Genomic DNA, 25,647 nt, shown 5'->3' with positions numbered 1-25,647 from the left:
TGTGATTGAGGGACCGCTCGAGACATCCCCTGCACTACCGCCTGCGGGAAAGCATACAGCTCCCATAGGCAGTGGCTCATTCTCACGCAGACAAACCATGCTGCAATTTCTTGACCCAGTCAATATAGCAATGGCATCGCTCATCACGTGACCTGCATACCTAAGGCGAACACAGGAGCTACGAAGATGTGGCTCGTATCATCACCGTCAATGGCCGCACAATCCGCCGCCAGAACTTTACGTAGAAGACAAGTGCCACTTCGTACCTATCCTGGCACAGAGCAGATTTGTACAAACAGCGATGGCGGCATCAGGGAATGCAACCTCATGTCTCGTCACGTAGCATCGTTCTCAGGGCATCCTGATGGTGAAATTTGTATGCCGTTCTCTGCGCTGTGCCATAGGTGCTTGTCTATCTCACACTGCGCCAACCAGCATCTGCACGATACGACTCCCATCGAAAGAATAGCGATGCCCCTGGGAGGGCGTCAATAGATATGGCATGTTGCTCTGGCACGCTTCAGGCCTGATTAACGCAGCTTCCGGGAAAATGGCGGCTGGCATTTGGCCCCGTCGGCAAGGTGCCCAATGCGGCCGGTATACCCAAGGTAAAGCTCAATATGCCAGGTGGTTTGGGGAAAGGAGAATCGCCAGCGGCATGATTATGATGACAAGCCAAGGAGATAAATGTCTAGCCGTGCACCTGCGGGATGACCCAGCCGAGCAGCTATTCAGCTCAACCATTTTTCGGCAGGGAGCCCGATCGAAACTCCGTCCAGCTCCAAGCAGGCCGTCGGAAATCATTGTGATTGTTGGCCGCCATCACCAACAGCGTACTGTGTTGTCTACGGATTGGACTGCGTGGTGACATGTGGTTCACATCGCATCCGATTCTGTTCGTCGTCAGTTCGCAATCAATTCGCATGGAATACATCAACTTAAAACAACTTCTGCAGTGGAAGCTTTGTCAGCGAGGTAGTCGATTGCAAACCCATATCTGAAGACAAGATCCATCCGTACCGCTTTTGAGCATCTCATGCCAGTGCCAAGCACGGCTGACGTTTGGGAGAAGCTGGACGAAGGTGGTTTGTTTCTGCTTATCGTGTATTGTTTTGCCCGGAAGGATTGACGTGTGAGCAGGATGAGCCAACATCGAATGCTCCAACCGTGTAACTTGGCTGTTTAGCCTGTTTGACTACTGTTCTAGCCATGTCACTCCTTTCTAGAAAATATATTTGATTGGCACCTGCTCCCCTTCCAAGGTCCCTCAAGACGCCGCCGGCCAGCCCAGATAGATGGGGTTTGCCTTGATGGCGGTTGAGGTTCCCCAGGTGGACTTTCAAGACATGCAAAATCATCCACTGGCTCAATGGCGTATTGACATGCTGAAGTACAGTCATCCCTGATATTACTCAGTAATACCGCCTAACTCTTTGATTTAATAAAGATTTTATCGAAATGGAGTAGCGATAAGCCAGAACAGAGAGTGCAAGCGGACGTAGGACATGGATCACGGGACTGTCCCGCATGGCAGCATTGAATGGCCGTCCGCGTCATATTGAGGAAGCATGCATCTTCGTTGGGCTACAAGGCAGAGTGCCTTTGAACGTTGTTATCCTCCCCTAAAGGACTGGGATTCCTACAGCGCTGCGCAATGATTTTCGGGTTGCGTCGCTGAGACCCTGCCTCCGCGAGTGGCCTGATTACGCCATCTCTCCAGCTAACAAGCGCTGTCCACACACTCTAAACATTGGATCGCCTCCAACTAATTTGGGTAACCGCAATTGACGCAAAGGAATGACGTCTGAGTCTTCCGATCCGTAAGATGCATTCGGACGGCGCACTATAGTCGCCCTCACACTTTGCCACCGTTCTCCGGCAGCACATCGAGCAGCCGCAGACAGGAACTAGTCATGCCAAGCCTGACAGCTTCGCCGTCAGCACTCTTAACCCGGTCCCGAAAGGCGAGAGGTTAGGAGTACAACCGATCAAAGTCACATCGCGAGGTAGCTTGCATCACCAGAGATTGATTTTATAAAAGGTCCATACCCACACTGCGACACTTGTGATCGGATCACGCGATTTCACCTACCGCTGTCCCGATGCAGCACTTCATGAGAGGCGGGTTCCTCAACAGTGGCAGCTATCTGGCCGCGACCACTTTCCTGATCACCTACTACGCTATTTCTTTGGGAACGTCAATAAAATCAATGAGTTAGCTAGTATTACTGAGTAATATTGAAGGAACGGGCCGTTGAGGGGTCACAGCCTCAGTCACTGGTTATGGCGAAAGTGTCGTTTCCCACACAGAGCCGTAACCGTCGGCACGCTGCAGCAGTCGGCAATGTCTGTGCCCCATGCCTTACAAAGTCGCGGCATCGGCAAGGCCTGATTGAATATTGAAATTGTCCGTCATACAGATGAAGATTCGACCTTTGTGCACGCCCTGACCCTTACCGGACGGCACCGTCGCCATCCCCATGTCGCCAGTACGAAAACCAAATGCGGTCTTCGTCAGCCTCAGGTAGGCGCCCCGGAAGCCGAACCGGTGGCGCAGGGTCTTACAGAGCGAACACCGCCTGGTGCAGGTGACAAGCAGGATCGGCACGTGCGTACCGTGCCCACGCAGGCAGCGTAGCGCATGCGTCTTGACCAGGCCGAGCCGGCTGCGGTTCCACTTCGCGCGCCCGCTGGTCCCCGTCTGAATCGAAAGAGCGGTCTTTTACAGTGTCAGCAGCAGCGCTCGTGTAGCTTGACGGCGGTCGCATCGCGCATCGGCGTTCTCACCTACTGCAGGATGCGTGTCAGCCTCGCCGGGGTATTCGCCAAGAAGCCCCGAATGTTCTGCGCGGCCTTGTTACTGGTGCAGAGTCTGTACGCTAGTGTCAGGTTGCTCACATGGTTCGAGCCGCCGGCGGCACGTGCATGAATGTGTTCTATTTGCAGCGGGACGACGGTCGTGTCGCAATAGGCGTAGATTTGCCCAAATTTTCCGAGCGGGTACTCGCGTACTTCATAATCGGCAAGCATACCTGCTGATAGTCGAAGCGGCTGATGTACGGATTCTGCAGCAGTTGCATATCGAAGCACACCAATTCCTGAGCCAGGTGTGCGACCGTTGCCAGGCGGCGTAACCTGGAGACGCATGCCATGGTCGTATCGATGATGGCCGCAGCCAGCCCGTCAGTCTGTTGCGGTTGTTGAACTGTTGTGCGCGTAGCGAAGATTGTCCCGGCGCCGACGCCGCACGGGCCGTGCAGGGCATCACGGATGGCAGTAACACTGCTTCACCAGCTCGAGCAGGAACTGGATGGTTGGGCCACGCCGCTGACGTCAACAGTGTCTTCGATACGGCAAAGCGCCAGGCCGGTGGTTTTGCTGCCTGAGTCGAGTGACAACTGCAGGGGCTGCAAGACGCCTGTTTCGAGAAGACGCTCGACGAACCGAATGCACAACGGAAACAGCTTGTGGATCCGCGTACGGCAGCAGGCGATGCGGTTCTCTTCTCACTTCGGTGTACACGACATCAAGGGCCGCTGCCGCTTATCCAGAACAAATACAGCTATGGTCAATCTTTTGTGGCTCCGCCAAAAAAACCGTGGCACTTTGCGCTTACGCGCCTACCGGCGTTAGGCAGCAGATTCACTGCCTCGCTCTCCTTGAGAATGTTGCAAGCCGGCATCGGTCGGGACTGGATGAAGCAGCCCGGCGTCGGTCTTGCACATACATGTCACGCGGTACCTGAGGGCTTTCGCCCTCAGGTACTGTCTTGGGAGAACCTGAACTCTCGAGGTATTCGCTTTTCAAGCTATACCCTTCTGGGTGGGGTAGTTGAGAACGAATAAGATCGTTGTCTTCGGCAATTGTGAGACGCACTTCCACACCTCTATCCTATCTCAGGACGACATAGCCATTAAACATGATCGCGCAGCATGAATGCAAGGACATGGCGATCTCTGGCCTCAAGAGTTTAGCTCCCCGTAAAAGCTCCCTTTAAAAAGCACTGTTTTGAAGCTGAGAGTACATCTGTAGATATGTCTCCGAACAAACAACAGGACAGCCAGCCCAACAGGGTAAAGAACATCTGCTTAGCGTGGCACCAAGACATATGGGGCCGAGTGGCCTGAGTGCCTTCTGTTGGGCCGCGTGGACTAGAACCACAAGAGAATGCGAAGACTTGATGGTGGATCGGTAACAGCAGACTGGGCAAGTCATCCTAGCCACGATGCCGTTGACGTCTAGCCAGGTGAAACACAAAGAAACTTTCCCAGTCCAACGCCAGGTTGTCAGCACACTGTCGGAACGACTCTAGTGGTCTCGCCGCTTCTATTCTAGCCAGACAGCAGATAGCGGGGTAGTCAAACTACTGACCGACTTGTCAGGATGCCATATTGATGTCCTGAGTCTACATTACGTATGTGGGGCGTGAGGTATTGATTGTTGCAGTATTTGCGGCCAGCTAATCAGCGAAGACTGCTGCTCAACCGGCGGTGGGTGATATTGTGGCGATACCCTGACAGCCACGAAACCTACATACGGGCTACGGCCTAAATAGTCAAGAAACCGTTTTTGTATGCCAATCAATGCTGCAGCGTGAAGAACTTAGAAAAAACGATACCAGCCAACCATCGCCGGCACGGCTCCAGAGCGATTTTCCTGCGAAGTTACCCACGCTGGTATTAGGGGAGCTTTATCAGGGACTACTTTCGATAGTCCCTGATAAAGCTCCCCCTTAATGGACAAAACAGATCAGGTTCTTGTTAGATATCTGCGTAACACCATCTCTACAGCTCCAGGTAAGGCTAAATACACCTAGAAAGCCATTGGAGGTCAACATGCATCGGTTTCAGGAAGGATAAAAAGTGATACTAGAACATGAAATGATGTCCGCTAGTTAATCTGTATTCGTAACGCATAGCGATGATATGGAATTGACTCCCCGCTACATCTCACCTTGGATGAAAACCAATGCTTCTAAAATAAGAGTGCAGTGATGGAAACGCAGCTGGCACGTTGTACGGCATGAAACGAGATGCAAGATAAAGCCATTCTCGGAGAGTGGTCCCTGTTCAACCTCACCATTCGCGTCATGGCTAGTTTTCTTACATAGACAAAAAGAGCCCGCAGATGATCCTGGATGCACTGTTGTTGCATCACAATCCACAGCGCTCGTCCATGCGGCTGAAACTGGCCATGCTTTGCCTGCATAATCTGTTGATGTTGAATCGAGCGAAACTGGTACTCGCATAGCGCAGCAACGAGCCATTTTTATGCAATGGTTGCCATGGTTGGATAAGATATGTGTGAGCGAGTGGTCGATTGGATGTTTTGCTTCAGTCACGCCAACAGCATTAGATCTATCGCCGTTCTCTAAAGACGGGTAGATATCGAAAACGCGGCAAGTATGATTTCTCAGCGTTTTATTCCACCAGACTATCGTGTTATGAACAATCAACTTCGAAAAAAAGGCCTGGAAAATCCCAGGCCTTTGACATATAACAGATCAGGTTATTACTTAGTAATACACTGTAAGTTATTGATTTAATTGAATTTATTAAATTACTCCACTACTTCATCAGCCATTTTTCTTAGCATTTCGTCAATTTTTTGATGCACCATGGCTGCATCGATCGAGCGGTCCGAAATACGCACGATGATGTCGCGGTCCTTCGCCTGCGTCAAATACCGTGGTGCACCTGACGAAGAAGGAATCAAGTGCTTCTGCGCCCGGGGAGGGCGGCTGGCAGCGTTAATTTGCTGTGTGACCCACACTTGTATCGATCCTTGGTCAGCGCCTTCTTTGAGGCGTTGAATGGCCTTCAGGATGACGCCGTGGTGGGTAGGATAGGTCTCCCACAGAGAATTGATCACTTTTGCTGCATGCGCACCAAATAAGCCAGGCTCTTCATCGAGCAGGCTGAGTACCTCGGCAGGCAAGTTGAGCATCGCCAGGCCATTGGAGACCTTGGCTTGGGAGCACAGGAACATCGCAGCGACTGCTTTTTGCGTGGTTGCATATTCCTTGCTCATCGCCTTGCGGAACATCAGTGCTTCTTCATATTCAGTCGGAGGTGCACCGGTGTTGTCGACCATGACATCCAGCTCGGCTTCACGATCCGTCCGCGAAACGACCAGGACACGCGCCTGCTTCCAGCCGATGTTGATGGCGGCCTTCTTGCGGGTCTGTCCTTTGATGATCTCGTAGCGCCCGTTAGGCATCTGGCGTGCCGTAATTGGCGTGCTTTGTCCGGCGCTCAGGAACGACTGTGAAATTTCATCGATACGTTCCGGGTCATACTTCAACCGGGTTTGAAATGGGCTGTCATCGAGCAGATCCAGATCAATCAGTTTTTCCACGCCGAGTGCATTAACTGGCGCCACGACTGCTGGGGTGCTGGCAGGCAGGGAGTTGTAGGCCATTTCAGCTGGCTGGTCCTGGCCAATCTCTGCGGCTGGGGCATCGGCTGGCGTATCAAATGCGGTCGATGCGGTGATGCCGGCTTGCGGCACCAGGCGGCCTGACTGGATCAGGCCGGATACTTTTAATGGTTTTCTGCTCATAATTTTTCCTGCCCTGGTAATGTCGTGCCAGCCAAGCGCAGACCGTATAGTTTGATAAGCGACTTGGTTAAGTCGATGATGTCGCGTGCGCCCCCGCTATTGGGCTCTTTTTCCAGAACAGGGCCATTGCTGCTGATGTTGTCCGGATCGGACTCGCGCAGGAAGCCGACAAAATCACGGATGATGGTGTCGTTGATCTTGCCAGGAAATTTCGGCAGCAGTTTTGATAGCTGGTACTGGTGCGGTGTTTTCGACGTATTGAACTGGTTCACCACAATGTGCACGTCCAAATGAATCCCTTGCCGCCCAAAAGCAGCATTGATTTCCTGTACGTTGGATGCGAGCACGTCGAGTGCAGCAATGGCCTGTCCTTCGGCCGTCACCACGGTCAGCAGGGTCTTGCAGGCCACCATGAACGTCGTGGCCAGGACGGATGTTCCTGGTGCGGAATCAATGATGATGACGTCGTACTGGCTGAAAAACTCGATCTCCGCCTCCAGTAAGCGTGTAAAAGCTTGCTCCCGGTTCATGGCACCCATCAGCCAAGATTCATCGACCATGGTGATGTCGCTTGGGATCAGATCCAGCATGCCATCAGGATAGATCGAGCGGATAGCCTTTTCTGGATGCGCGCGCTGACCTTGCGAGGTGCGCTTCATCAGCTCGCCAATATGCGTAATTTCTTCGTCGAGCCAGTTGATGCCATACAGGCTTGTCAGCGACGACTGTGGATCACCATCGATCAGTAGTACGCGGTAGCCTGATAAGGCGATGCAGCTGGCGACGTTACCGCAAATGGTGGTCTTGCCAACGCCACCCTTGGCCATGCGCGTGTCGATCACCGGGGGTAGCGTCAAAGGGCGTTTGGTTTCTGGAGGAATATTCAGAAGTCCGAAGCGGATAGCGCGGATTTCAGCGGCACTGTACAGCTTGTGTTTGTTGTCTGCCTGTTCACGATACCGTGTACGAAACGTTTTTGGCGTACCAGTGAAGCCGCTCAATTCCATCGCTAGTTTCTGTTTAACACCTTCAAATGCGCGCATGAGGATCCCGTGGTAATGATTATTTCAATGATGATAGCGGGTTTCAATGTACTTTTCAATCGAACTTTTCCAAATAAAGGGAGATTGACGAAAATAAAGTCTATCGACAAGTTAAAAGGAATAGTCTCTTTCAAAAGCCCGGATGTGATTTTTAGGGTTGCATCAAGGCAAAATTTGCAGATCCAGGCATATGAAGGAGCTATCTGTATGCACAGGATGTATTTTCATTGCTTTAATTTTAATAAACCACATGGAGTGGATGTAGGAGGGTCATAGGTGAGTCTTAACAGGGACCCCTGCGACAGCGGATGCGTTGGTATTTCAATTATTCAATGCGTGGCCTCTTGATCTTCCTATACACGGGGGAGCTTTTACAGGGAGCATTGGGAGTTGAGGCCGTTGACGAGTGAGCTTTTACAGGGACCTCTAATCATGTGAGTGAACATGTGTGGATCTGATGAGAAAGTACGCGTGTGAGTCACTGTTGAAGTGGTTTACGTACATCAAATTGGCTCGAAGCGTGATGATATGAATATCTAGCCAGTATATAAGTTGCACTATTGCAACTTATAGGAAATATCTGGAAAAAAATATTGATGTGTACTCCCTGTAATCCCTCACCTTTAGTGTGTCGTACGCGTTATCGAGTCGATGAGAATATGCACCTTATGCATGAATATATGCTGCATTGGAAATTCAACGTGACGAAACAGGAGCTTTTACAGGGACTGATGTTTATATGTGGCGTGCTTTTGTTTATTTGTTAATCAATTGCTTAATTAGTAAATGGAACGTGCGCATCCCTGCAGAGACGATGCTCATTTGTCAACCTATTGGTGATCTCTTTTTTGCTATTCACCTATGGTGAGCTTCTACGGGAACAATGAACGAGGTGATTGCTGTCGATCTATCATTTGTTAAAGAAACATTTTTCGAGTAGTAAGGTGGGGTGTAGATTGATTGGTGAAGCTGAAAAGTGTTGAGTATCACGACGTTGTGATCCTGTAATCTAGCTTTGAAGACGCTATATTGTTCGCGATATACTTGTAAAGTTAGTATGTTTTCTTGGATTGCATGACTGATCTTTTTCATGAAATGCTGTAATTACCCTTTGGTAAGTGATGAATATTGTTTTTTTACTAAAATATCCTTATTTTTGGGTACTGAGTTCTGCATTAAACCTTCAGTGGAATATTTTTTTTGCTTGAGAGGTTTTTTGATAAAGAACCCTTTTAAAACCTTAAATACAAATTAAGCGCGCGTAGACCGAGCATTCATGCGGCTTTCCGAGGGATTCGGTGAGCTTGACCAGGGACAGGGGTGAGGCTGCACGGGGAGTTCGGTGAGTCGGTTCAGGGAGTGAATGTATTTAAGGTGAGGCTATACGGGTAGTGAGGGGAGGGGATACGGTGACTGAAGACCCTTCAGGTGAGCTTATACAGGGACAGTGCGTCAATGGAGATGGGGATAACTATTTTCCAGGCTGTTGTGACCGGTATAGCTTGATGTGGTGTGTGCTGTGTTTATGTGGTTCTTGCGTCGGGCGTATCCGGCTGGTGTCGGTTTACCGGGGTCGTGACAGTGGGGTCGCTCATTCTTAGGTGAGCTTTTACGGGGAGTTGTTTTCCTGATCACCAGGTTAGGTATCAATTGGTGTTGGTGATGGTTCTCTGGGGAGCTTCCACAGGGAGTGTTTTTGGTAGTACAGGCTATTTGTGGTGGGTTGCTAGCGTGCTATGGTCAGTAGGTGCCATTTTTATGCGAAATAGGTCAATTCGGTGCGGTGACAGGTGATGGAGGGCGCTGTGCAGCGTCTGCTGCGTCGATAGGTGAGACTACACAGGGAGTGCGCAGCATGTGGTGACCGATATGGCCATGCCATGGACAGCTTGTAGGTTCCGTGGTTGCGGCATTGGGAAAGTACTCTGGGCCGCCAGCCATGCGGTTTTGGCGTTGTTTGCTGGTTCTGGCGTTGCGAATCCAGGTGAGCTTGCACGGGGAGTTTGCCAGTCAATGGTTCTCATTCGAAACGTGCGGACCCTGTTTTAAGGTGAAAAATTTTTCAGAAAAAAATCACTTATTTTGGTGAAATTTCATGTGCGAGCATGCAAAGGTGAGTCAATTCGCGTTATAGTTCGCACCATGTAAAGGCGAGTATGGGCATGTGGAGCCATGCTTTCTCGATGAAAGAGGATCGGCGTGGCAACGAGAAAACCCAAGGCAGCCAAGAATGGCGAACTAACATCCCCATCGATGGAATTTCGCAAGACGAATGATGCGATCGGTCTGCGCGTGCGGGAAGGCAAGATGTCTTTGCTCACCCGTAAGGTGTTCAACGTTATGATGTATCACGCCCAGCAGCTGAAGGTCACGGGCGTCAATTCTCCGATCGATACGCCGGCGTCAAAAAAATACTTCTGGATTCGCTTGGCAGATCTGGCCCGCGATGCTGCGTATGACAGCAAGGACACCGAGTTTCTGAAGGCCCAGCTTGAAGAGATGCAGAACATCAAGTTGCTGATGGAAAATGACCGCCAGTGGACGTCCGAGCGCCTGGTCGCTTCGGTCACGCTGGTCAATCCGATGGGCTTGAAAAAGCATTCCGGGCAGGTCTGGTTTGGCTTTGCGTTTCCACCGGAAGTGCATGAGCTGGTCATGGCCCCGGGAACCTACACCCGCTTCAGTATTTTCTATCAGGGCTTGCTGCGTTCTGGCTCTTCCCTGGCACTGTATGAAATCTGCCGCCGCTATGCCACCAATCCCTCCAAGGTCACGCTGATCGAGACATATGAGCATTGGTATGGCGCGCTGACTGGTAATCCCGTGTCCGAGGATGCGCCACCGCCGCAGTATAAATATTTCAAGCGCGATGTCATTCGCCCTGCGATGGCGGAGATCAATGCCCTTACCGATATCCAGGTCGAGCTGATCGAACACCGTGTGGGCCGGCGCGTCGAGCGCCTGCAGTTCCGCGTCGAGCATACCAAGCAGCCGCAGCTTGGCTTTGCTGCACCGCCCGTCATCGATCTGGAACTCATGGGCAGTATTATGAAATTTGGCCTGACCCAGGTCGATGCAGCAGATGTGATGGCACAGCATGGCGATGACAAGATCCGCAGCGCCGTGGCCTTTGTGCAGGCGCGGATTGATCACAAGAGCAGTGCGCCATTGGATTCTCCGGCTGCGTATTTCCGCTGGACGATGAAGCAGGGGGCTGATGCCGCGAAAAACCTGCAGCTCAAGAGCAGCGCGGCAAAAAATAGCGTCGCCAAGAAAGACAGCGGCACGACGGTATTGGAGAAATTCCTCGCGGCGCGGGCGCAGGACGCGTATGACTTGTACAACGAACTCGATAACGCCGACCGCAGCGCCATTTTCGAGCGCTTCAAGGATCAGAATACGAACACGGCTGTCAATTTGGACCGCGGCGTCGAGAACGTTCTGGCACGCTCGCTGTTTACCAACTGGTACGCCCAGGAGCTCTGGGGTGAACCAACCATTGAGGCACTGGCCGCCTTCGTCGAGCAGTTCAGCCTGGCACCCCGCTAGCTGCGGGTGCAGGATCTGCTGCGGCGCCAGCTTCGCTGTCTTGGTTGGCCCGCATGTTCGACAGCATCCCAGTACTAGAAAATACCTTGGGCCCTAGGCGCCTGACAGGTCAATGGTGATGCCGCGAATGAGTGCCGCGCGCAGCTGCGCAGCATGCTGTTCACGGAAGGCGGCCGGCACTGTGCCTGGATCAGCAGTTTGCACCGCGAGTTGATTGCCTTGCAGTGTGGCGCGCAACAGTGGCACACCGGCCGATGCCATCGCCGTTCCCGAGAGCAGGTGAACCGGTATTATCGGTTGCCGCAGCACCTGGTCGGCAGCAGCCGCGGCGTGGTGGTTGGAAGGATTCAATGGCAATGACCGCAAATAGTCGACCGTTTTTGCAAGGGCGCTTTCCAGTTCGGCGATACGTTGTTCTGCCGTTGGATTAATCGGAGGCATCGTGGCAGCTTTCAGAAGAGGGTGGTGGAGCATCGTTCAGATCGTTGCTGGACGTCGATTCTACCGTGCTTTGCTGCAGACCGGAACGGCGGCACCATGCCGCATGCGCATGCGAGAAACGCCTGGCGAATTCCAGTCTGGAGTAGCCCATGTATTCCCGTACCGCTTCCAGGCCCAGTCCATCTTCGAGTAGACTGGCGCCGTAGGAGTTGCGCAGGGTTTGCGGGCTGACCCGTTCACCGCCAGCCATCGTTCCCAGGTCAGCCAGAAGTTTTTTCGCGCCAACGAACGCGCGCGCATAATCGACGGGATGTTCCTTCTCCGAACGCGTCCCGGGAAACATCAAGCCTTCGCTATCGCTCAGTGCCAGCCAACGGTCAATCGCCGGCCACGCGGCCGGATGTACCAGGGAACGGTGCGAGGTCATGGTGCCGCATTGCGGTGCAACGATAAACCGCTCGCGCCCATGTCCTACACAATTAACTGAGGTTATGTTGGCTTGCCCAGGCTTAAACCCGGCACCCAGCATCAACGCACACATCGCCTTGGCGCGGATGCGTACCAGGTTATCCTTATCTAGCGGATCGTTAGTATCGCACAGCAAGGCAAACACGCGTACCCGTTCAGCTGGGAGCAGAAAAGGCATCGGCTTTTCGTCGGCCGGCGGGGTTGCCGGGCGAAAGGTCGCCTCGGTCGGATTGACGAAATCAGGATCGGCTTGCTGCAAGGCGGCGTAAGCGCGCAGCAGCAGCAGCGCATAGCGCTGACGCGCTTCCACGCGTTTGCATACATGGGCCTGATCCAGGAAGTGACGGATATCTTCTTCATTGGCCAGCACGACGCTCTTGCCGCGGAACGTCCGCAGGTGGGCGATGAAGATCGCCCACATCGATGTGTAGACTGCGATGGTCTTGGCGCTGAAGTTGTGGCCTTCCTCGTACGCGTCTTTTTCAAGCCAGCGGTGAAAGGCCGCTTTGGGGTCGGTGGCCCATAAGAGTCTCCTTTTGTAGACGGTGTTGGCCGCGCGTAAGCGCGGTGATCTGCTTGTCATAAGTTAACCTCAGTTAATTGCACTAACGAAGGTATTGTATTCTATTTTCATCGCCAGGCAGGTGCGGGCTATAAGAGCGAGAACGCAGCCGGCTTGACCTTCGTGCTTGGTTTGGTCGATGCCGAGGGGGTTCTATGATCTTCGGTGACGTCAGGATGCAGGGATGCCGGCGCCGACTACCAGGCTTACCGGCGGGCATGCACGCACCCGCCTCTAAGGTACCGCTGGCGCAAGGGATTCCGTGATGCGTGGCTAGTGCATTGGCAGATAAAGAGATTTGCATCATCAGCTTTCCTCTTAAGGAGGTGAGATGAGAAATAAGTTGGGCCCCGGAGCGCCCTTGGCGTGAGCGCTGCTGGGCTAGTCCAGCAGCGCTCATCATCGCAATGATCACTGTAGCGCAGACAAGCAATGCGTGGTGCATTCGCGCGCGGGCCGCGGCGCTAAGCGTGCGCTTTTGGTAGGACGGCATATCCGCTGCGACTGGATTCCTATCGCGCCAAAGGCACATGCTGGCGGTTATGACGGACGGCGATGCTGATCTAAAAGCCCGCTAAAAACGTGACGCTATTGGTTACTGCCGGGAGGGATTGCGGGGCATGATGCCCTCACCTGAATGATTGGGAGATTCCCATGGACGCCGCTTATGTTGCCGCATCGATTGACATGGTTAAACGCGTGATGTCCGGGCAGACGTACAAGCAGGTTGGCGAGGCGTATGCCTTGCAGCAGACGGCGATACAGCACCGCGTCCGACTCATTGCGCGCGATCTGCAATCCATCGTCGGCGTGGTTGACGTGCCCGATCATGCCATTCCAACGGCGCGTATGCTGCGCGACAATCGCAACGCCTATCTCGAGGCGCTGGCGCATTACACGCCGGAGCGCGCTTGCCACTCGCGCATGAAGAAATGCGCGGTACCAGACGAGCAAGTCGATGCGCTTGCGCAGCAGATTCGGCAGCACAGCCGACATGCGCAGCGCGATGTCGCGCTGCTGATGATCCTGTTCTCCACCGCAGCGAAGCCCTTGGAAATCGCCAGACTGGAAGTGCGTGACTATCTTGCGCCGGATGGATCGGTGCGCGCGCAATCCGTCATTCGGCCGGAGGTTGCCATCAATGGTGCGCAGCGGCCTATGTATTTTTGCTGCGATGCGGTGAATATGGCTATTGACCAGTACCTTGCCCAAAGGATCTCGAAACTCCAGGGAATCGGTGACGCACAGCATTTTCGCGGACTTGCGCCTTTCTCGAAGCTTTTTCTGCGCCCGGACGGCGAGAACATGCGTATCATACAAAAGAAGACCAGCACCGGAATGCAATACTTGTGCAGCGATATCTTACTTGCCTATAAACGCATTTTTAGCTTTGGGCCTTTCGTCGGCATCACAGCGATGAGTGCACGCCGAACGATCGCACAGAAGCTCGATACGCGCGGCATTGGCTCCGCAGCCATCGGAACACTGCTGGGCGTCAGCGAGCGCGCTACCGTTAAGCGCTTGCTCGCGGCGGGCAACAGCAGGGGCAATCCCAGTACAGCCGTACGGCATCGCACCGCTCCTGGGCAACATGTCTGACAGAGGCGGAGTGGACACTGCCATGTATCTGGTCAGAGGTCGGCGTATGGACGACAGCGCCGCCGAACTGCAGCAGGTCCTGGCCGAGCTGCACGGCACCTCCGAGCGGCCGCGTTGCCTCTGTATGCCTGGCGGCGTCGACATGTACATTGCAAAGATAGATCGCTGCTTACTCAAGCGCATGCCCGGCACCGGCCACAAGCACCATCCGTCCTGCAAATCGTTTGAGCCGGAATACAGCGACTCAGGGCTGGGCGAATTAATGGGTGAGGCGGTAGTCGACAACGGCGATGCGCTCACCGAGATCTATGTCAATTTTTCCCTCAAAAAGAGCTGCGGGATAGCCAGGCACACAGCAAAAAAGACGGAGCCGGTCGACGTGAGTGTCGCAAAAAGGAAGATGTCGCTGCGCGCCTTCATGCATTATCTCTTCGACCGGGCCGGCTTCAATCGATGGTTGCCGGCGATGGAAGGCAAGCGCAACCAGGCCGTCATCCATAAATACCTTATGGAGGTGGCGAACAGTACCAGGATCAAAGGTAGACCGCTTTCGGAGCATTTATATGTGCCAGAGCAATTTAACGAACAGCGTAAAACCGAGATCGCCGAAAGGCGCCGCTGCAAATTCGGTTCCTTGACCAGTCATGTTGAAGAGGGATCAACCGGCATAGGGATCGTCGTCGGTGAGTTCAAAGGCGTCGCAGATGCGGCAACCGGTAAAAAAATCTCCATCAAACACATGTCGGACATGCCGCTGTTCATTGACGAAAAGTCCTGGAAGAAAATTGAACACAGCTTTGAGGCGACGTTTTTGTTGAAGGATGCCGATCCTGAGGCAGCATTGCGCATTATCCTGTGCGCACTGATCTATCCAAAGACTGAAGCGGCTTTTCTCATCCATGCGGCAAGTATGATGACGACGACCGCAAACTGGATCCCCGTTGAGGATGCCCATGAGGCGCAGCTCGTACATGCACTAACCAGCGAACGCCGGCATTTTATAAAGCCGCTGGCATATGACAGTAGGCATGCCGCACGTTTCGCCACAGCGTTACTCCTCGATACAGGGCCCATGCCTGTGCCTTTGCATGCCATCAGCACCTTCTGGAACGAAAAAGCCAAAGCCGAGAAAGCCGCGCAGCTGCAAGCGACTCCAGGCGCATGGGTATGGGCCTCTGACCAGCCTATGCCGCCGCTACCCGAGCCAATCAGAGGCTCACACTCGGCGCGGTCCCCTATGTAGCTTCCTGTATAGACGCCGCGCCGGTACGGTTGTGGCGGATGAAGTCTTACCTCGACGTACCAAACGCCAGGGGGAAACTTCTAACGTCAGGGTACTTTTCGTCGAACTTGGCCATTTCCACCGCTTGAATTGCGGCGCTACCAGTGCAAAAATATACATGCATATATTGAGAATCGCTCTCAAGTTGCTCCGGTCCTTGTCCATCGCGGACTTATCACTGGATCTTGCTGCACCGTCGCGGCAGGCGTAGCGGTCGTTACCCGCCACTCTCATCGGTGCCTCTGGCACCGATACGTTGCCCTTGCAACAGTGAACTGGTTATTCATCTACTTGGCCAGGTCTTTTACATGAATAGCTCCACATGTACTGGAAAGTCCATGTACTGAGGCGCTCCTGTCTGGCGGCCGGTATCGCCACATTACCGACCAGCATGCACGCTGGTTGTCTACTTACATTTCATTCACTTGCGGGGCTCCCGAAAACCCCGTATGGGGTTTGGGTGACTCCGTCTTTTCTGGAGAACCATCATGTCCCATCGATACGATCTACTGCATCACGAACGTCCAATCTGTATTCTTCTTGGCGGTACCGGTATTCTCCCTGCATGCAAGGAGCAAGCTAGTCCGAGCGCGATCCTACGGGGCCCATCACTGACGATAGGCATTCAGCGGAGTCTAGCCAAGGCGCGTCTGCTTTCAAGTTGGCCGCTGATGCCGCATACCTGCCGGCTCCTGTGTCCTGCACGGCGCAAGCTCTCCAAGTACGCCATGGCACTCGCGTTTCTTTTCCATATATCGCGCAGCCATCCATACGTCAACCTGGCAAATAAACAGGGAGGCTGAGATGAGCACCATGGTATTTGGCAACGGTGTCGAACCTGGCGGCATGGAACTGGACGATGAACGCTATCAAGGCGAGTGTCCCGGATGCGGTCATGAATGGGCACGTTATCGCTACTGGGAAAATGCCGACTCCGGGTCAATTAACCAGTATTGGAGCATTGACTGTCCCGCCTGCGGTTGCTGCTTCCCCTATGGAGAGGAGTAGTCAGCCCAACGACTGCACCAGCTATTCTCCGGTTCGGTGCAGTCCAACTCTGCCTGTGCAGTAAAGCATCACGCCAGGCTGTCCTGCTTGCAGCAAGTGCAGTGCCAAGGCCAGTACATCTAACGCCTATGCTGCCGGACCAAGTCCGGCCTGCAGGCGTGGCATGCAGCCACCGCAGATATCGGCCGCATGGCAAGCAATCCATAACAGCCTCGTTATCCGAGCCTGCCGCTGGGTTGCCTGCGGCGCCAGGCTCTGCCGACAAGGTATCCCGCGCGGAGCATGGCACAGCGATGGAGCGCGATATCACATAGTCACAACCATGCGGTGAGCGGAAACCACTTACGGCCGCATGGCCGAAATTCATGATTCAGCAACGGCCACACAACCCAAAGTACGGAGGAGGACATGAAACAGCATTTTTCGCCTTTCAATGGGAAGCATGAGCTTGGCACCGCCAGTTCGGCTGGCGAGCCCGCCACATTACTTGAACAGCTAGAGGCGCTGCTTCCAGGGACGCGCGTCATGACCCGGGATGGCGCGCATTTCATTCGGACAAACAGAACGTGTTTTTGTTTCTGCGACCTGGCGACGGGCCACCTGTGTTCGGCAAAGGATCTTTGCTATGTGCACGGAGGGGCGCTGCACGACGGTGCAGGGCATATGCATTAAGGAGCAATAAAATGGATGAGGTTCTGAGTATCACCATCAGATTGATTTATCAAGATTATTGCCGCGCGCTGGACATGCAATACGATGCACATCGCCGGCACGGACTCATGAGCGTATTACTGTTCCGCGCAGAGGAAATCGGCTATGACGACTACGCGCGCGGCAATAACCAGGTGCCGCGCCTATTTAATTGTCAGATTGGGCTGCGCGATGCCTGGCTGATGGGATTTGCCGAGGCAGCGATTCGCGACAGCGTGAATCAGCTAAGGACATCTTCACAGCCGAGCCGGCAGTCCCGTGAAGCTGACGTGCAAGGGTAGTTAGCGGGTACTGCTTCCGAGTAATACCGAAGCTGGCAATGTGTTTATCGAATGCGAAGTGATGCAGAAGCGTCCCCACTGAGCTGGCGACGCTACCGGGATCGCGGCCAGACGGCCGCGCCGGGTCACTTAACGGGGAGTATGCTAAGCCGCCAGGCAAAGCCTGCTGGCAGTCCTATTGCGAGCTAATGTCGGCGCTCTCGCCACTTCCGCCAGGCTGGCCATCCTTGCCCATGGAGATGATGTCATATTCGCCTTTGGTGCCTGGCGAGCGGTATTGGTAGGCGTGCCCCCATGGATCCAATGGTACATTCTTTTTCAAATATGGGCCGTTCCAGCGTGTTCCTGCGCTTGGTGGCGCGAGGAGCAATGCCGCCAAGCCATCTTCTGTTGTGGGATAGCGTCCCACATCCAAACGATAGGTATCAAGAGATTTTTCAAACGCCTCAATCTGCGCTCTGGCTACTGTAACCTCCGACTTGCCCAACTGGGCGAAGTACTTCGGACCGACATACGCTGCCAGCAGGCCGATGATCACGATAACGACCAATAATTCGAGCAATGTAAAGCCGCACGTGCCTCGCGGAACCGGCAAGTTATACCTATTTTTCTTATACATCATTCTCTCCGATATTGTTAACCCACTATCACCCTCTTTTACACGCCAAGCAATGTCTCAATTCTGTCTTTGCACCTTTGCTACCGATCTTGTTTCATTATTAATCTTTTTTTCGTTAAGCTGGCCTGGTGTACTGACGATCAAGTCGTGCGGATAGGTAAATTGCCAGTCAGCGTAGCGCTGCTTGCGGCGCAGGCTGGCGTCTTCGTCGAGATAATTGTCCTGCTTGATGGGGATCTGCGGCGACAGCGAATGGATGCCGACGATGCGCCCCTCCTGCCGCAGCAGGCCCCACTCCGCCTTGCCGGTGACGGGGTCCGCATACAGGCGGCGCAGATGCCGCCGGGCGTTGGCGTAGCGCGGGTCGCGCAGCAGCTCCTGCAAGGTCAAGGGATAGCGGGGCCGCCCGTCGCCCGGCGTGCTGTCGTAGTAGCGGCCCAGCGCGTTGCGGAATTCATGGCCGATGAACAGCAGTTCGCGCTCCTTTTCGCGCCGCGCGGCCGTAGCAAACAGCTCGCTGGCCAGCACCAGGCCCACGCCCATGAAGGCCACCAGCATCAGGGTCCAGATATACGCGAAGCCCAGTGCGGGGCGCCGGAAACTAGAGCTGCTCAAAGGGGATGCCCTCGCGTGTCTTGCCCTTGGCGCCGCTGCGCACGTCGGCCACGCCGCCGATCTCGCCATTGGGCGAAGGGATCAGCTGCCAGGTGGTGGCGGACTCCGTGACGGGGTCCAGCGGCACGCTGCGGAAGTAATGGTGGGTCACCAGGTCGGCCAGCGCGGCCGGATACTCGCCCTTGTCGGCATAGTATTTATCTAGGCCGCTCCTGAGCACTTGCAGGTTTTCCTTCAGCGCGACTTCCTTGGATTTTTCCACCGAGCCGAAATAGCGGGGAATGGCAATCGTCAGCAGCAGCGAGATGATCGCCAGCACCACCAGCAGTTCGACCAGGGTAAAGCCGCGGCGTGAGATAGAAGAGGGCATCAAGTTCACCATTCCTTGAGCGGCACGCCGTTCAGGCCCACCTTGGTCGAGCGCGAGGCGACGTCGAACACGTCCTCGCCTTCGCTGGGATTGTCGGGCGGTGAGGCATAGGCGCGCTTGCTCCAGCTGTCGGCGGCGCTGCCTTCTTCCCTGGGCTGGAACGGGTCGCGCGGCAGGCGGCGCAAAAAATAGATGTTCTGCTTCGAGACGCTGCGCTGGTCGGGCACCCCTTCGACCAGTTCCTCGAGTTTTTTCGGGTAGCCGGAAGCGCCCAGCGACAGCTTGATGCGGCCATTGTCCGAGGCGCGCTTATAGGCATCGATCGCTTCGCGCATTTCGATCAGGGCGCTGCGCAATTGCTGTTCCTTCGCCCGTTGCAGGGCCACCTGCGCCATGGGCACGGCCACCGTGGCCAGGGTCGCCATGATCGCCAGGGTGATCATCAGCTCGATGAAAGTAAAGCCGCGTGGTTTCACTGGCCACCTTTGACCGTGGCCTGTGGCGTGGCGCTGGCCTTGTCGCCGGCGACGGGCGCTTCGTCGCCGCCCGTCATGGGCGAGCCGGTACGCGGTGGGGCCTGCTCGGGCGCGGTGATGGCTTCCGGCGTGCCGCCCACGCTGGCGCGGCCGCCCACGGATGCCTCGGTGCCGGAATTGAATTCGGCCGTCGTCAGGTCCGGGCGGCGGATGCTGCGCAGCAGGCGCGGCGTGATCGACAGCACGATCTCGCTGCGCATGGCGTCATCCTTCTGGCTGCCGAACAGGCGGTTCAGCACGGGCAGCTCGCCCACGCCGGGCACCTTGTTGGCCGTGCCCCGGTCTTCGTCGCTGATCAGGCCCGCCAGCACCTGCGTCTCGCCGTCCTTCAGGCGCAGCACCGTGGAAGCGCTGCGCGTGCCGATCTGGTAAGCCTGCGTGCCCGTCTTGCTGATCACTTCCTTGACCACGTTCGACACTTCCAGGTTGATCTTGATGGCCACCTCGTCGTCCAGGTAGACGTTCGGTTCGACGTCGAGCTTCAAGCCCACGTCGATGTAATTGACGCTGTCGGAGCTGACGCCGTTATTCGTCGTGACGGTAATGACGGGCACCCGGTCGCCGATCAGGATCTTGGCCTTTTCCTTGTTGCGCACGCGGATGCGCGGGTTGGCCAGGATATTGCTGTCACTGTCCGTCTTGTTGGCGTTCAGGGTGACGCCGCCGATGCCCAGGTTGATATTGTCGCCATTGATGCGGTGCAGGTCCGCCACCTTCAGGCCGCCGAGTCCTCCCGTGCTACCTGCGACGCCAGCCAGTGTCAGGCTGGCCTGGTCTGGCCAGCGCACGCCTAGTTCCATCAGGCGCGTGCGCTTGACTTCCAGTACCTCGACTTCCAGCATCACTTCCGGGTCGGCCAGGTCCTGCACGTTGATGATGCGCTCGGCCATGCGCACCATTTCCGGCGTATCGCGCAGCATGATGATGCCCAGTCGCTCGTCGGTGACGACATCCTTGGCCTTGAGCAGGGTCTTGATGGAAAACGCCACCGTCTTGACGTCGGCATTGGCGAGAAAGAAGGTGCGCACCACGAGCTGCTGGTAATCCTTCACCTTTTGCGGCGTGTTCGGGTAGATCGTGATCGACTTGTCGCTGGTGACGCTTTGTTCCAACTGGTTGGCGCCGAGCAGCATGGCAATCGCTTCTTCGATGCTGGTGTCGCGCACGGAAATGGTGGCGCGCAGGGCAGGGTCGACCTCCTTGTCGAAGACGAAGTTCAGGCCCGAGACCTTGCTGAGAAGATCGAACACGGAGCGCAGCGACGCGTCGCGAAATTCGAGGGTCACGGGTTTGCGGTAGGCGGCCGCCAGCTTGCCGCCGGCCGGCAGGCTTTTGGATTGCGCCTCGCCGATGCGGTTTTTCAGGGCCAGCGCCTCGCGCTGTGCGGGGCGCTCCTGCAGCACCTGGCGCAAGGCTTCCTGCGCCTGCGCGATATTCGCTTCGCCGCCGCGCTGGTAGCTGGCCTGCGCCTCCTGCACCAGCTTGCGGTGCCGTTCATCCTGCACCACGCCGGCCAAGCCCCGCTGCGCCACGTCGTTGCTGGCGTCCAGCGCGAGCGCCTGCTGGTACAACGCCTGCGCTTCGGGCAGCTTGCCCTGCCGGCGCAGCGCTTCCGCAGCGCCATTCAGCTTGTTCAGCGCGCGCATCCGGCCGCTGGTGACGGCGATGCGGTACTTGGCGTTGGTCGGTTCGGCCTGTGCCGCCTGTTCCAGCAGGGCCAGGCCCTGTTCCGTGCGGCCCGCGCCCAGCATGGCCTGGCCATCGTTATAGGCCTGGTTGCCGGCGCAGGCGGCCAGCAGGGACAGCACCGGGAGCAGGGTGAGGATAGTACGAGACTTACGTGCGGCGCGTCGTTTCAATTGAGGTCCCCTACGGCGAGTGTCTGTTTCAGGTTGAGCGGCAGATAGGTAAATTGCAGGGCGCCCTGCACCACGCCGTCGAAGCGGTAACGCTCTTCAAGCGTGTCGCCGGGGCGCGCCACCACGTTGCGTTCGCCCGCTTGCAGGAAATAGGCCGCCTTGCCTTCGTCGACAAAGCGGCCTAGGAATTGAAAGGGCAGCGGTGGCGGCGCGTTCGCATCGACGGGGACAGCGGGTAGTGCAGCCTGGGCTGCCTGCTGGTCGAGCATGATCTTTTTCGGCGTCTCCGGCTGCCAGCTCTGCTTGGCGAACAGGGTCGCTGCCTCTTCATCGTCGAGCGCGCGGCGTGGATGGATGGCCAGCGCGGACGGGGGCGCAGGTGGCGTGGCCACCGCAAGCGCCGCCGGTACCCGTTCCACCTGGCGCGTGGTGGCGGTGGCTGGTCCGACGATGCTGCCTTCGTCTTCCGGTGCGAAGAAGGCGGCCAGCAGGGTCGCCACGGCCGCGCCGGCCAACACGACTTTCTTCATGATCGCACCTCCGGCTTTTTCACCAGCAGGATGAACTGGATGCGCGCGTCGATCTCGCCCGCCTCGATCTGCTCGCGCTTGAACAGCACGGAGTCGAGCGTCAGGGTGGGCAGCGCCTGCAGGGCATCGACGATAAAGGTCTGCAACTGCGCGTATTCGGCTTTGACGGGCAGGGTGATCTGGTAGCGCAGGAAGGCCGTGTTGCCGTCTTCCTGCGGCTTGTAGTCGGCCTTGGCCAGGGTGACACCGCTCTTTTGCGCCACTTCCAGCAAGGCCTTCAATTGGTCGGGAATGCTGTCATGCGCGGGCAGGTAGGCGTGAAAGGCGGCCAGGCTGTCCGCATCGGCATCGAGCGTGATGGGTGCCGGCGGCAGCGCCGACTGTCTGGCAGCAGCGGCCAGTTGCGCCGCCAATTGCTGCTGGCGTGCGGCCAGCGCATCGCCCTGCTGCATGGCGAAAGCGGCCAGCGCCAGGCAGGCCGCGCCGAGGGCGCTGGGCCAGCCGAGGGTGCGCCACAAACGTTGCGCTTCCCACGCCAGGCGCGGCGGCATGCGCAGCTGCAGGCGCGTGCGGGCCACGGGCGTGCTGGCTTTGAATACGGGTTTTATTGCCGCCATTGCGCCTCCAGCTGAAAACGGTAAGGGTGTTCGGGGGCGTTCGCATTCATCTCGTGCTTGAGCAGATACACGGAGCTGAACATGGGCTGCTGGTTCAGGAAGGCCAGGTAGTTGAGCATGTCCTGCGGCGTTTCCGCCTCGGCGGCGATCTTCAGGACGCTGGCGCCATCTTGTCCCTGCTGCGCGTTCAGGTCCAGCCCCAGCAAGGCCACGCGCACATCGCGCGGCGCCTGCACGGTCTTGACCAGGCGCGTGACGGGCAGGTTAAGCTGGCGCACGGCGGCGGCCACCTGTTTCAGTTCGATGTCGCGTTCGCGCTGCTGGCTGGCGGACAAGGGCGCGCGCACGGGACGCGCGGGCTGCAGCTGCGCCAGCTGCGCTTCCAGGCGCCGCGTTTCCTGTGCCTGCACCAGCCAGTACCCGGCGGCCGGCAGCAGCAGCAAGCCGCCCGCCAGGCACAGGGCCAGGCGCCAGCCCTTGAATGTCTGCACTGCGCCGGGCGCCAGCAATTCCAGGCGGCTCAGGCCCATGCTGCCTCCCGCATCAGGTGGGCGGCGCCGGTCACGGGAAGGGACTGGAAGCGTGCCGGCAGCTCGTCCTGCGGCATGCCGCTCAAGTCGAGCAGCGCCACGTGTTCGATCGCGTCCAGCTGTGGTGCGCGCAAGTTCCAGCGCCGCCACGCCCGATCCAGTTCGTCGCCCCAGGCGGCGCCGCAGGACTGGCTATGCAGGCCCGTGATGCGCCCGCCGCCCGTCGTTGCCAACAGCAGCCGTCCCGCTTCCACCAGGGCGAAGGCGGCAGGTTTGCCGCCGGCGATGCTGCGCCAGGCCGGCCCGACGATGGGTTCGAGGGACAGGCAGCGCCGTCCATGCGCGGCCGCCGCCTCCTGCACGCCGTGCAGCAGGGCCGCATCGATGCCGCAGGCCAGGCGCGGCTTGCCATAGGGCGCATCGTCGGCAGCCAGGCGCCAGGCGCGCGCGCCATCGCCGTAGACGGCAGCGAACTGGCTATGCAGGAAGCGCTGTGCGCTGGTTCGGTCGAGCAGGGCGCCGCTCCACGGCACCATCAGCATGGCGCACCAGCGGCTGGCCAGGCTGACGGCCAACGGCAGTTTTTTTTCATTGTGCTGTTCGAGCCAGCCGCGCAGGGCGGCCAGCGCCACTTCCCAGCTGGCGTCGGGGTTCGCAATGGGCAGGTGAAAGGCGCTGTCGGGCACGGGACGGCCGGCGCGGCGCAGCACGCCGTGCAGCCCGTGCGGCGCCAGGTGCAGGCACAGGGTGGCGCGGGTAAGGCGTTCAATAAGTGACACGATTGAGCTCCGCTAAAGTGGTTTCGCCGCGCCGCACCAGGTCCAGGCCCGCTTCGCGCGCCAGGCGAAAGCCGTTGCGCGCCGCTTCTTCCTTCATCTGGCTCAAGGGCGCGCGCGTGCAGATCATTTCGCGCATGGCGTCGCTGAGCATCAGCACTTCGGCGACGGCCTTGCGGCCCTTGTAGCCGGTGCCGCGGCAGTGGCCGCAGCCCTTGCCGGCCATGAATTGCCAGTCCTGCACCTGGTGCAGGGCCAGGCCGCTGTCGCGCAGCTGCTGCGCATCGGCCAGCACCTCGGCGCTGGCATCGACGGCGCAATGGGCGCAATTGAGGCGCAGCAGGCGCTGCGCCACGATGCCGTTCAGGGCCGCCGCAAAGCTGTAGGCGTCGACGCCCATGTGCAGGAAGCGCCCGACCACATCAAAGACGTTATTCGCGTGCACGGTGGTAAACACCAGGTGGCCCGTGAGCGCGGCCTGCACGGCGATCTGCGCCGTCTCGTCGTCGCGGATTTCGCCGATCATGATCTTGTCGGGATCGTGGCGCAGGATGGAGCGCAGGCCGCGCGCGAACGTCAGCCCCTTCTTTTCATTGACGGGGATCTGCAGCACGCGCGGCAAGCGGTATTCGACGGGGTCTTCGATGGTGACGATCTTGTCGCGGCCCGTATTGATTTCCGTGATGGCCGCATACAGGGTGGTGGTCTTGCCGGAACCCGTGGGCCCGGTCACCAGCAGCATGCCGTGCGGCTTGGCGGCCAGGCGGCGTATCTGCTCGATGGCGTCCTCGTTCAGGCCCAGGCTTTCCAGGCGCAGCGCTTGCGCCGCTTCCGTCAGCGCGCGCCGGTCCAGCAGGCGCAGCACGGCGTCCTCGCCAAAGATATTCGGCATGATGGAGACGCGAAAGTCGATCTCCGCCCCTTTCACGCGCACCTTGAAGCGGCCGTCCTGCGGGATGCGGCGCTCGGCGATGTCGAGATCGGCCATGACCTTGATGCGCGAGATGATCTGCTCGGCCATCGCCAGTCCCTGCACCTGGCCTGCCTGTACCAGCACGCCGTCGACGCGGTATTTGATGACCAGGCTGGCCACGTCGCATTCGAGGTGGATGTCGCTGGCCTGGAATTTCAGGGCATCGTAGATGGTGGAGTTCACCAGTTTCACTACGGGGCTGCTGTCCTCGCTGATGCGGATCAGCGAGATATCCTCGATACTCTGGTCGAGTCCCGGCACGTCATCTCCGTGCTGCATTTCCTGCATCGCCTGCTGCACGCTTTCCTGCTGCAGCAGATAGGCGGCCAGGTCGTCCGGGTGCGCCAGCGCTACCGTGAAGGGCGTGGACAGGGCGAAGTCGGCCCACTGCAGCAGGTCTTCCGCAAACGGGTTGCCGACGACGAGCACGGGCGGCGCGCCGGGGACGCCCGGCTGCAGCAGCACGCAGTCGCGCTGGGCGCAATCCGTGTAGGGCAGCAGGGCAAAGGCGGGCAAGGCGGCTTGCAGCTCGGCCATCGTCCAGGCCGGGTAGCGGAACAGGGCGGCCAGCTGGCGCAAAAAGACTTCGGGCGGCAAGGCCGCCATTTCCTGCAGCACGGCCATCCGCGGGCGGCCCTGTTCCAGCGCGCTGGCGTGGGCCCGGCGCAGCATGGCAGCATCAAGCACGGCCCGTTCTTCGTCGCGCGCGTTCATGGC

At 57.3% G+C, this 25,647-nt stretch carries 24 protein-coding genes; 6 read left to right on the top strand and 18 right to left on the bottom strand.

Annotated elements, in window-relative coordinates; translation table 11 throughout:
- Positions 1-2,362 precede the first annotated feature (2,362 nt).
- From U0004_RS29220 to U0004_RS29210, 6 genes are all read right to left on the bottom strand, one after another.
- Positions 2,363-2,608, bottom strand: a complete 246-nt coding sequence (locus U0004_RS29220; protein ID WP_070253933.1) for a hypothetical protein — start codon at positions 2,606-2,608, stop codon at positions 2,363-2,365.
- Between the two features lie 179 nt (positions 2,609-2,787).
- On the bottom strand, positions 2,788-3,030 hold the full coding sequence (locus tag U0004_RS30140) for an HNH endonuclease (protein WP_070253931.1): 243 nt from the start codon (positions 3,028-3,030) through the stop codon (positions 2,788-2,790).
- Complete coding sequence (locus U0004_RS30135; RefSeq protein ID WP_071653614.1) at positions 2,937-3,152, bottom strand: RRXRR domain-containing protein; 216 nt, start codon at positions 3,150-3,152, stop codon at positions 2,937-2,939. Before U0004_RS30135 ends, U0004_RS30140 begins: the two co-directional genes overlap by 94 nt.
- A 135-nt stretch (positions 3,153-3,287) precedes the next feature.
- Positions 3,288-3,473 carry a hypothetical protein gene (locus U0004_RS30130; protein WP_370452845.1) on the bottom strand — a complete coding sequence of 62 codons (186 nt, stop codon included), beginning with the start codon at positions 3,471-3,473 and terminating at the stop codon, positions 3,288-3,290.
- A gap of 2,086 nt (positions 3,474-5,559) precedes the next feature.
- Positions 5,560-6,561 carry a ParB/RepB/Spo0J family partition protein gene (locus U0004_RS29215; RefSeq protein WP_070253929.1) on the bottom strand — a complete coding sequence of 334 codons (1,002 nt, stop codon included), beginning with the start codon at positions 6,559-6,561 and terminating at the stop codon, positions 5,560-5,562.
- Positions 6,558-7,604 (bottom strand): ParA family protein, encoded by a 1,047-nt coding sequence (locus U0004_RS29210; protein ID WP_081345441.1) that lies wholly within the window; start codon positions 7,602-7,604, stop codon positions 6,558-6,560. Before U0004_RS29210 ends, U0004_RS29215 begins: the two co-directional genes overlap by 4 nt.
- Before the next feature lie 2,199 nt (positions 7,605-9,803).
- On the opposite strand from U0004_RS29210, the gene U0004_RS29205 reads away from it, so the two are divergent.
- Positions 9,804-11,153, top strand: a complete 1,350-nt coding sequence (locus tag U0004_RS29205) for a replication initiation protein (protein WP_139144065.1) — start codon at positions 9,804-9,806, stop codon at positions 11,151-11,153.
- Positions 11,154-11,246: 93 nt separating this feature from the next.
- Here U0004_RS29205 and U0004_RS29200 read toward each other — a convergent pair whose 3' ends face one another.
- Positions 11,247-11,594 (bottom strand): hypothetical protein, encoded by a 348-nt coding sequence (locus U0004_RS29200; protein ID WP_139144064.1) that lies wholly within the window; start codon positions 11,592-11,594, stop codon positions 11,247-11,249.
- Entirely contained in the window at positions 11,581-12,645 is a 1,065-nt protein-coding gene (locus tag U0004_RS29195; RefSeq protein WP_081345440.1) for a tyrosine-type recombinase/integrase, read from the bottom strand. Before U0004_RS29195 ends, U0004_RS29200 begins: the two co-directional genes overlap by 14 nt.
- 633 nt (positions 12,646-13,278) lie before the next feature.
- Between U0004_RS29195 and U0004_RS29190 the strand changes: the two genes are divergently transcribed.
- The 5 genes from U0004_RS29190 (at position 13,279) to U0004_RS29170 (ending at position 17,505) form a co-directional block, all read left to right on the top strand.
- Positions 13,279-14,223 (top strand): hypothetical protein, encoded by a 945-nt coding sequence (locus U0004_RS29190; protein ID WP_070253924.1) that lies wholly within the window; start codon positions 13,279-13,281, stop codon positions 14,221-14,223.
- Positions 14,216-15,466, top strand: a complete 1,251-nt coding sequence (locus U0004_RS29185; RefSeq protein ID WP_081345439.1) for a DUF1173 family protein — start codon at positions 14,216-14,218, stop codon at positions 15,464-15,466. The genes U0004_RS29190 and U0004_RS29185 overlap by 8 nt, the downstream gene beginning before the upstream one ends.
- An 843-nt stretch (positions 15,467-16,309) precedes the next feature.
- Positions 16,310-16,513 carry a hypothetical protein gene (locus U0004_RS29180; protein WP_139144063.1) on the top strand — a complete coding sequence of 68 codons (204 nt, stop codon included), beginning with the start codon at positions 16,310-16,312 and terminating at the stop codon, positions 16,511-16,513.
- 408 nt (positions 16,514-16,921) lie between these two features.
- Entirely contained in the window at positions 16,922-17,185 is a 264-nt protein-coding gene (locus U0004_RS29175) for a hypothetical protein (RefSeq protein ID WP_139144062.1), read from the top strand.
- Between the two features lie 11 nt (positions 17,186-17,196).
- The gene (locus U0004_RS29170) at positions 17,197-17,505 is read left to right on the top strand and encodes a hypothetical protein (RefSeq protein WP_070253923.1); all 309 of its coding nucleotides are present in this window, start codon (positions 17,197-17,199) and stop codon (positions 17,503-17,505) included.
- Positions 17,506-17,680: 175 nt separating this feature from the next.
- On the opposite strand, the gene gspG is transcribed toward U0004_RS29170, so the two are convergent.
- Genes gspG through U0004_RS29120 form a run of 10 tightly spaced genes read right to left on the bottom strand, consistent with a single transcriptional unit; the run spans position 17,681 to position 25,644 of the window.
- Entirely contained in the window at positions 17,681-18,124 is a 444-nt protein-coding gene (gene gspG / locus U0004_RS29165; RefSeq protein ID WP_070253992.1) for a type II secretion system major pseudopilin GspG, read from the bottom strand.
- A gap of 57 nt (positions 18,125-18,181) precedes the next feature.
- Positions 18,182-18,739, bottom strand: a complete 558-nt coding sequence (locus tag U0004_RS29160) for a type II secretion system protein (protein WP_174718141.1) — start codon at positions 18,737-18,739, stop codon at positions 18,182-18,184.
- Positions 18,726-19,109 carry a type IV pilin protein gene (locus U0004_RS29155; protein ID WP_115057651.1) on the bottom strand — a complete coding sequence of 128 codons (384 nt, stop codon included), beginning with the start codon at positions 19,107-19,109 and terminating at the stop codon, positions 18,726-18,728. Before U0004_RS29155 ends, U0004_RS29160 begins: the two co-directional genes overlap by 14 nt.
- A 5-nt stretch (positions 19,110-19,114) precedes the next feature.
- The gene (locus tag U0004_RS29150; RefSeq protein WP_071653606.1) at positions 19,115-19,585 is read right to left on the bottom strand and encodes a type II secretion system protein; all 471 of its coding nucleotides are present in this window, start codon (positions 19,583-19,585) and stop codon (positions 19,115-19,117) included.
- Positions 19,582-21,504 (bottom strand): secretin and TonB N-terminal domain-containing protein, encoded by a 1,923-nt coding sequence (locus U0004_RS29145; protein ID WP_070253768.1) that lies wholly within the window; start codon positions 21,502-21,504, stop codon positions 19,582-19,584. The genes U0004_RS29150 and U0004_RS29145 overlap by 4 nt, the downstream gene beginning before the upstream one ends.
- Positions 21,501-22,034 (bottom strand): hypothetical protein, encoded by a 534-nt coding sequence (locus U0004_RS29140; RefSeq protein WP_070253769.1) that lies wholly within the window; start codon positions 22,032-22,034, stop codon positions 21,501-21,503. Before U0004_RS29140 ends, U0004_RS29145 begins: the two co-directional genes overlap by 4 nt.
- Positions 22,031-22,651 carry a type 4a pilus biogenesis protein PilO gene (pilO, locus tag U0004_RS29135; RefSeq protein ID WP_070253770.1) on the bottom strand — a complete coding sequence of 207 codons (621 nt, stop codon included), beginning with the start codon at positions 22,649-22,651 and terminating at the stop codon, positions 22,031-22,033. Before pilO ends, U0004_RS29140 begins: the two co-directional genes overlap by 4 nt.
- On the bottom strand, positions 22,639-23,181 hold the full coding sequence (locus U0004_RS29130; RefSeq protein WP_070253771.1) for a hypothetical protein: 543 nt from the start codon (positions 23,179-23,181) through the stop codon (positions 22,639-22,641). The genes pilO and U0004_RS29130 overlap by 13 nt, the downstream gene beginning before the upstream one ends.
- Positions 23,172-23,960: a hypothetical protein gene (locus tag U0004_RS29125; protein ID WP_147284993.1), complete on the bottom strand. Its 789-nt coding sequence runs from the start codon at positions 23,958-23,960 to the stop codon at positions 23,172-23,174. The genes U0004_RS29130 and U0004_RS29125 overlap by 10 nt, the downstream gene beginning before the upstream one ends.
- On the bottom strand, positions 23,947-25,644 hold the full coding sequence (locus U0004_RS29120; protein WP_070253776.1) for a GspE/PulE family protein: 1,698 nt from the start codon (positions 25,642-25,644) through the stop codon (positions 23,947-23,949). Before U0004_RS29120 ends, U0004_RS29125 begins: the two co-directional genes overlap by 14 nt.
- Positions 25,645-25,647 lie beyond the last annotated feature (3 nt).

The sequence above is a fragment of the Janthinobacterium lividum genome (assembly GCF_034424625.1).
GTDB lineage: Bacteria > Pseudomonadota > Gammaproteobacteria > Burkholderiales > Burkholderiaceae_D > Janthinobacterium > Janthinobacterium lividum.
This window is presented reverse-complemented; position numbering and strand designations above follow the sequence as displayed.

Excerpts from the sequence above, each read along its gene's own strand:
- pilO (WP_070253770.1), bottom strand. The coding sequence starts at position 22,651 with ATGGCGGCAATAAAACCCGTATTCAAAGCCAGCACGCCCGTGGCCCGC.
- U0004_RS29140 (WP_070253769.1), bottom strand. The coding sequence starts at position 22,034 with ATGAAGAAAGTCGTGTTGGCCGGCGCGGCCGTGGCGACCCTGCTGGCC.
- U0004_RS29120 (WP_070253776.1), bottom strand. The coding sequence starts at position 25,644 with ATGAACGCGCGCGACGAAGAACGGGCCGTGCTTGATGCTGCCATGCTG.
- U0004_RS29210 (WP_081345441.1), bottom strand. The coding sequence starts at position 7,604 with ATGCGCGCATTTGAAGGTGTTAAACAGAAACTAGCGATGGAATTGAGC.
- U0004_RS30135 (WP_071653614.1), bottom strand. The coding sequence starts at position 3,152 with ATGGCATGCGTCTCCAGGTTACGCCGCCTGGCAACGGTCGCACACCTG.
- U0004_RS29170 (WP_070253923.1), top strand. The coding sequence starts at position 17,197 with ATGGATGAGGTTCTGAGTATCACCATCAGATTGATTTATCAAGATTAT.
- U0004_RS29130 (WP_070253771.1), bottom strand. The coding sequence starts at position 23,181 with ATGGGCCTGAGCCGCCTGGAATTGCTGGCGCCCGGCGCAGTGCAGACA.
- U0004_RS29200 (WP_139144064.1), bottom strand. The coding sequence starts at position 11,594 with ATGCCTCCGATTAATCCAACGGCAGAACAACGTATCGCCGAACTGGAA.
- U0004_RS29195 (WP_081345440.1), bottom strand. The coding sequence starts at position 12,645 with ATGACAAGCAGATCACCGCGCTTACGCGCGGCCAACACCGTCTACAAA.
- U0004_RS29175 (WP_139144062.1), top strand. The coding sequence starts at position 16,922 with ATGAAACAGCATTTTTCGCCTTTCAATGGGAAGCATGAGCTTGGCACC.
- U0004_RS29180 (WP_139144063.1), top strand. The coding sequence starts at position 16,310 with ATGAGCACCATGGTATTTGGCAACGGTGTCGAACCTGGCGGCATGGAA.
- U0004_RS30140 (WP_070253931.1), bottom strand. The coding sequence starts at position 3,030 with ATGCTTGCCGATTATGAAGTACGCGAGTACCCGCTCGGAAAATTTGGG.
- U0004_RS29185 (WP_081345439.1), top strand. The coding sequence starts at position 14,216 with ATGTCTGACAGAGGCGGAGTGGACACTGCCATGTATCTGGTCAGAGGT.
- U0004_RS29215 (WP_070253929.1), bottom strand. The coding sequence starts at position 6,561 with ATGAGCAGAAAACCATTAAAAGTATCCGGCCTGATCCAGTCAGGCCGC.
- gspG (WP_070253992.1), bottom strand. The coding sequence starts at position 18,124 with ATGTATAAGAAAAATAGGTATAACTTGCCGGTTCCGCGAGGCACGTGC.
- U0004_RS29190 (WP_070253924.1), top strand. The coding sequence starts at position 13,279 with ATGGACGCCGCTTATGTTGCCGCATCGATTGACATGGTTAAACGCGTG.
- U0004_RS29155 (WP_115057651.1), bottom strand. The coding sequence starts at position 19,109 with ATGCCCTCTTCTATCTCACGCCGCGGCTTTACCCTGGTCGAACTGCTG.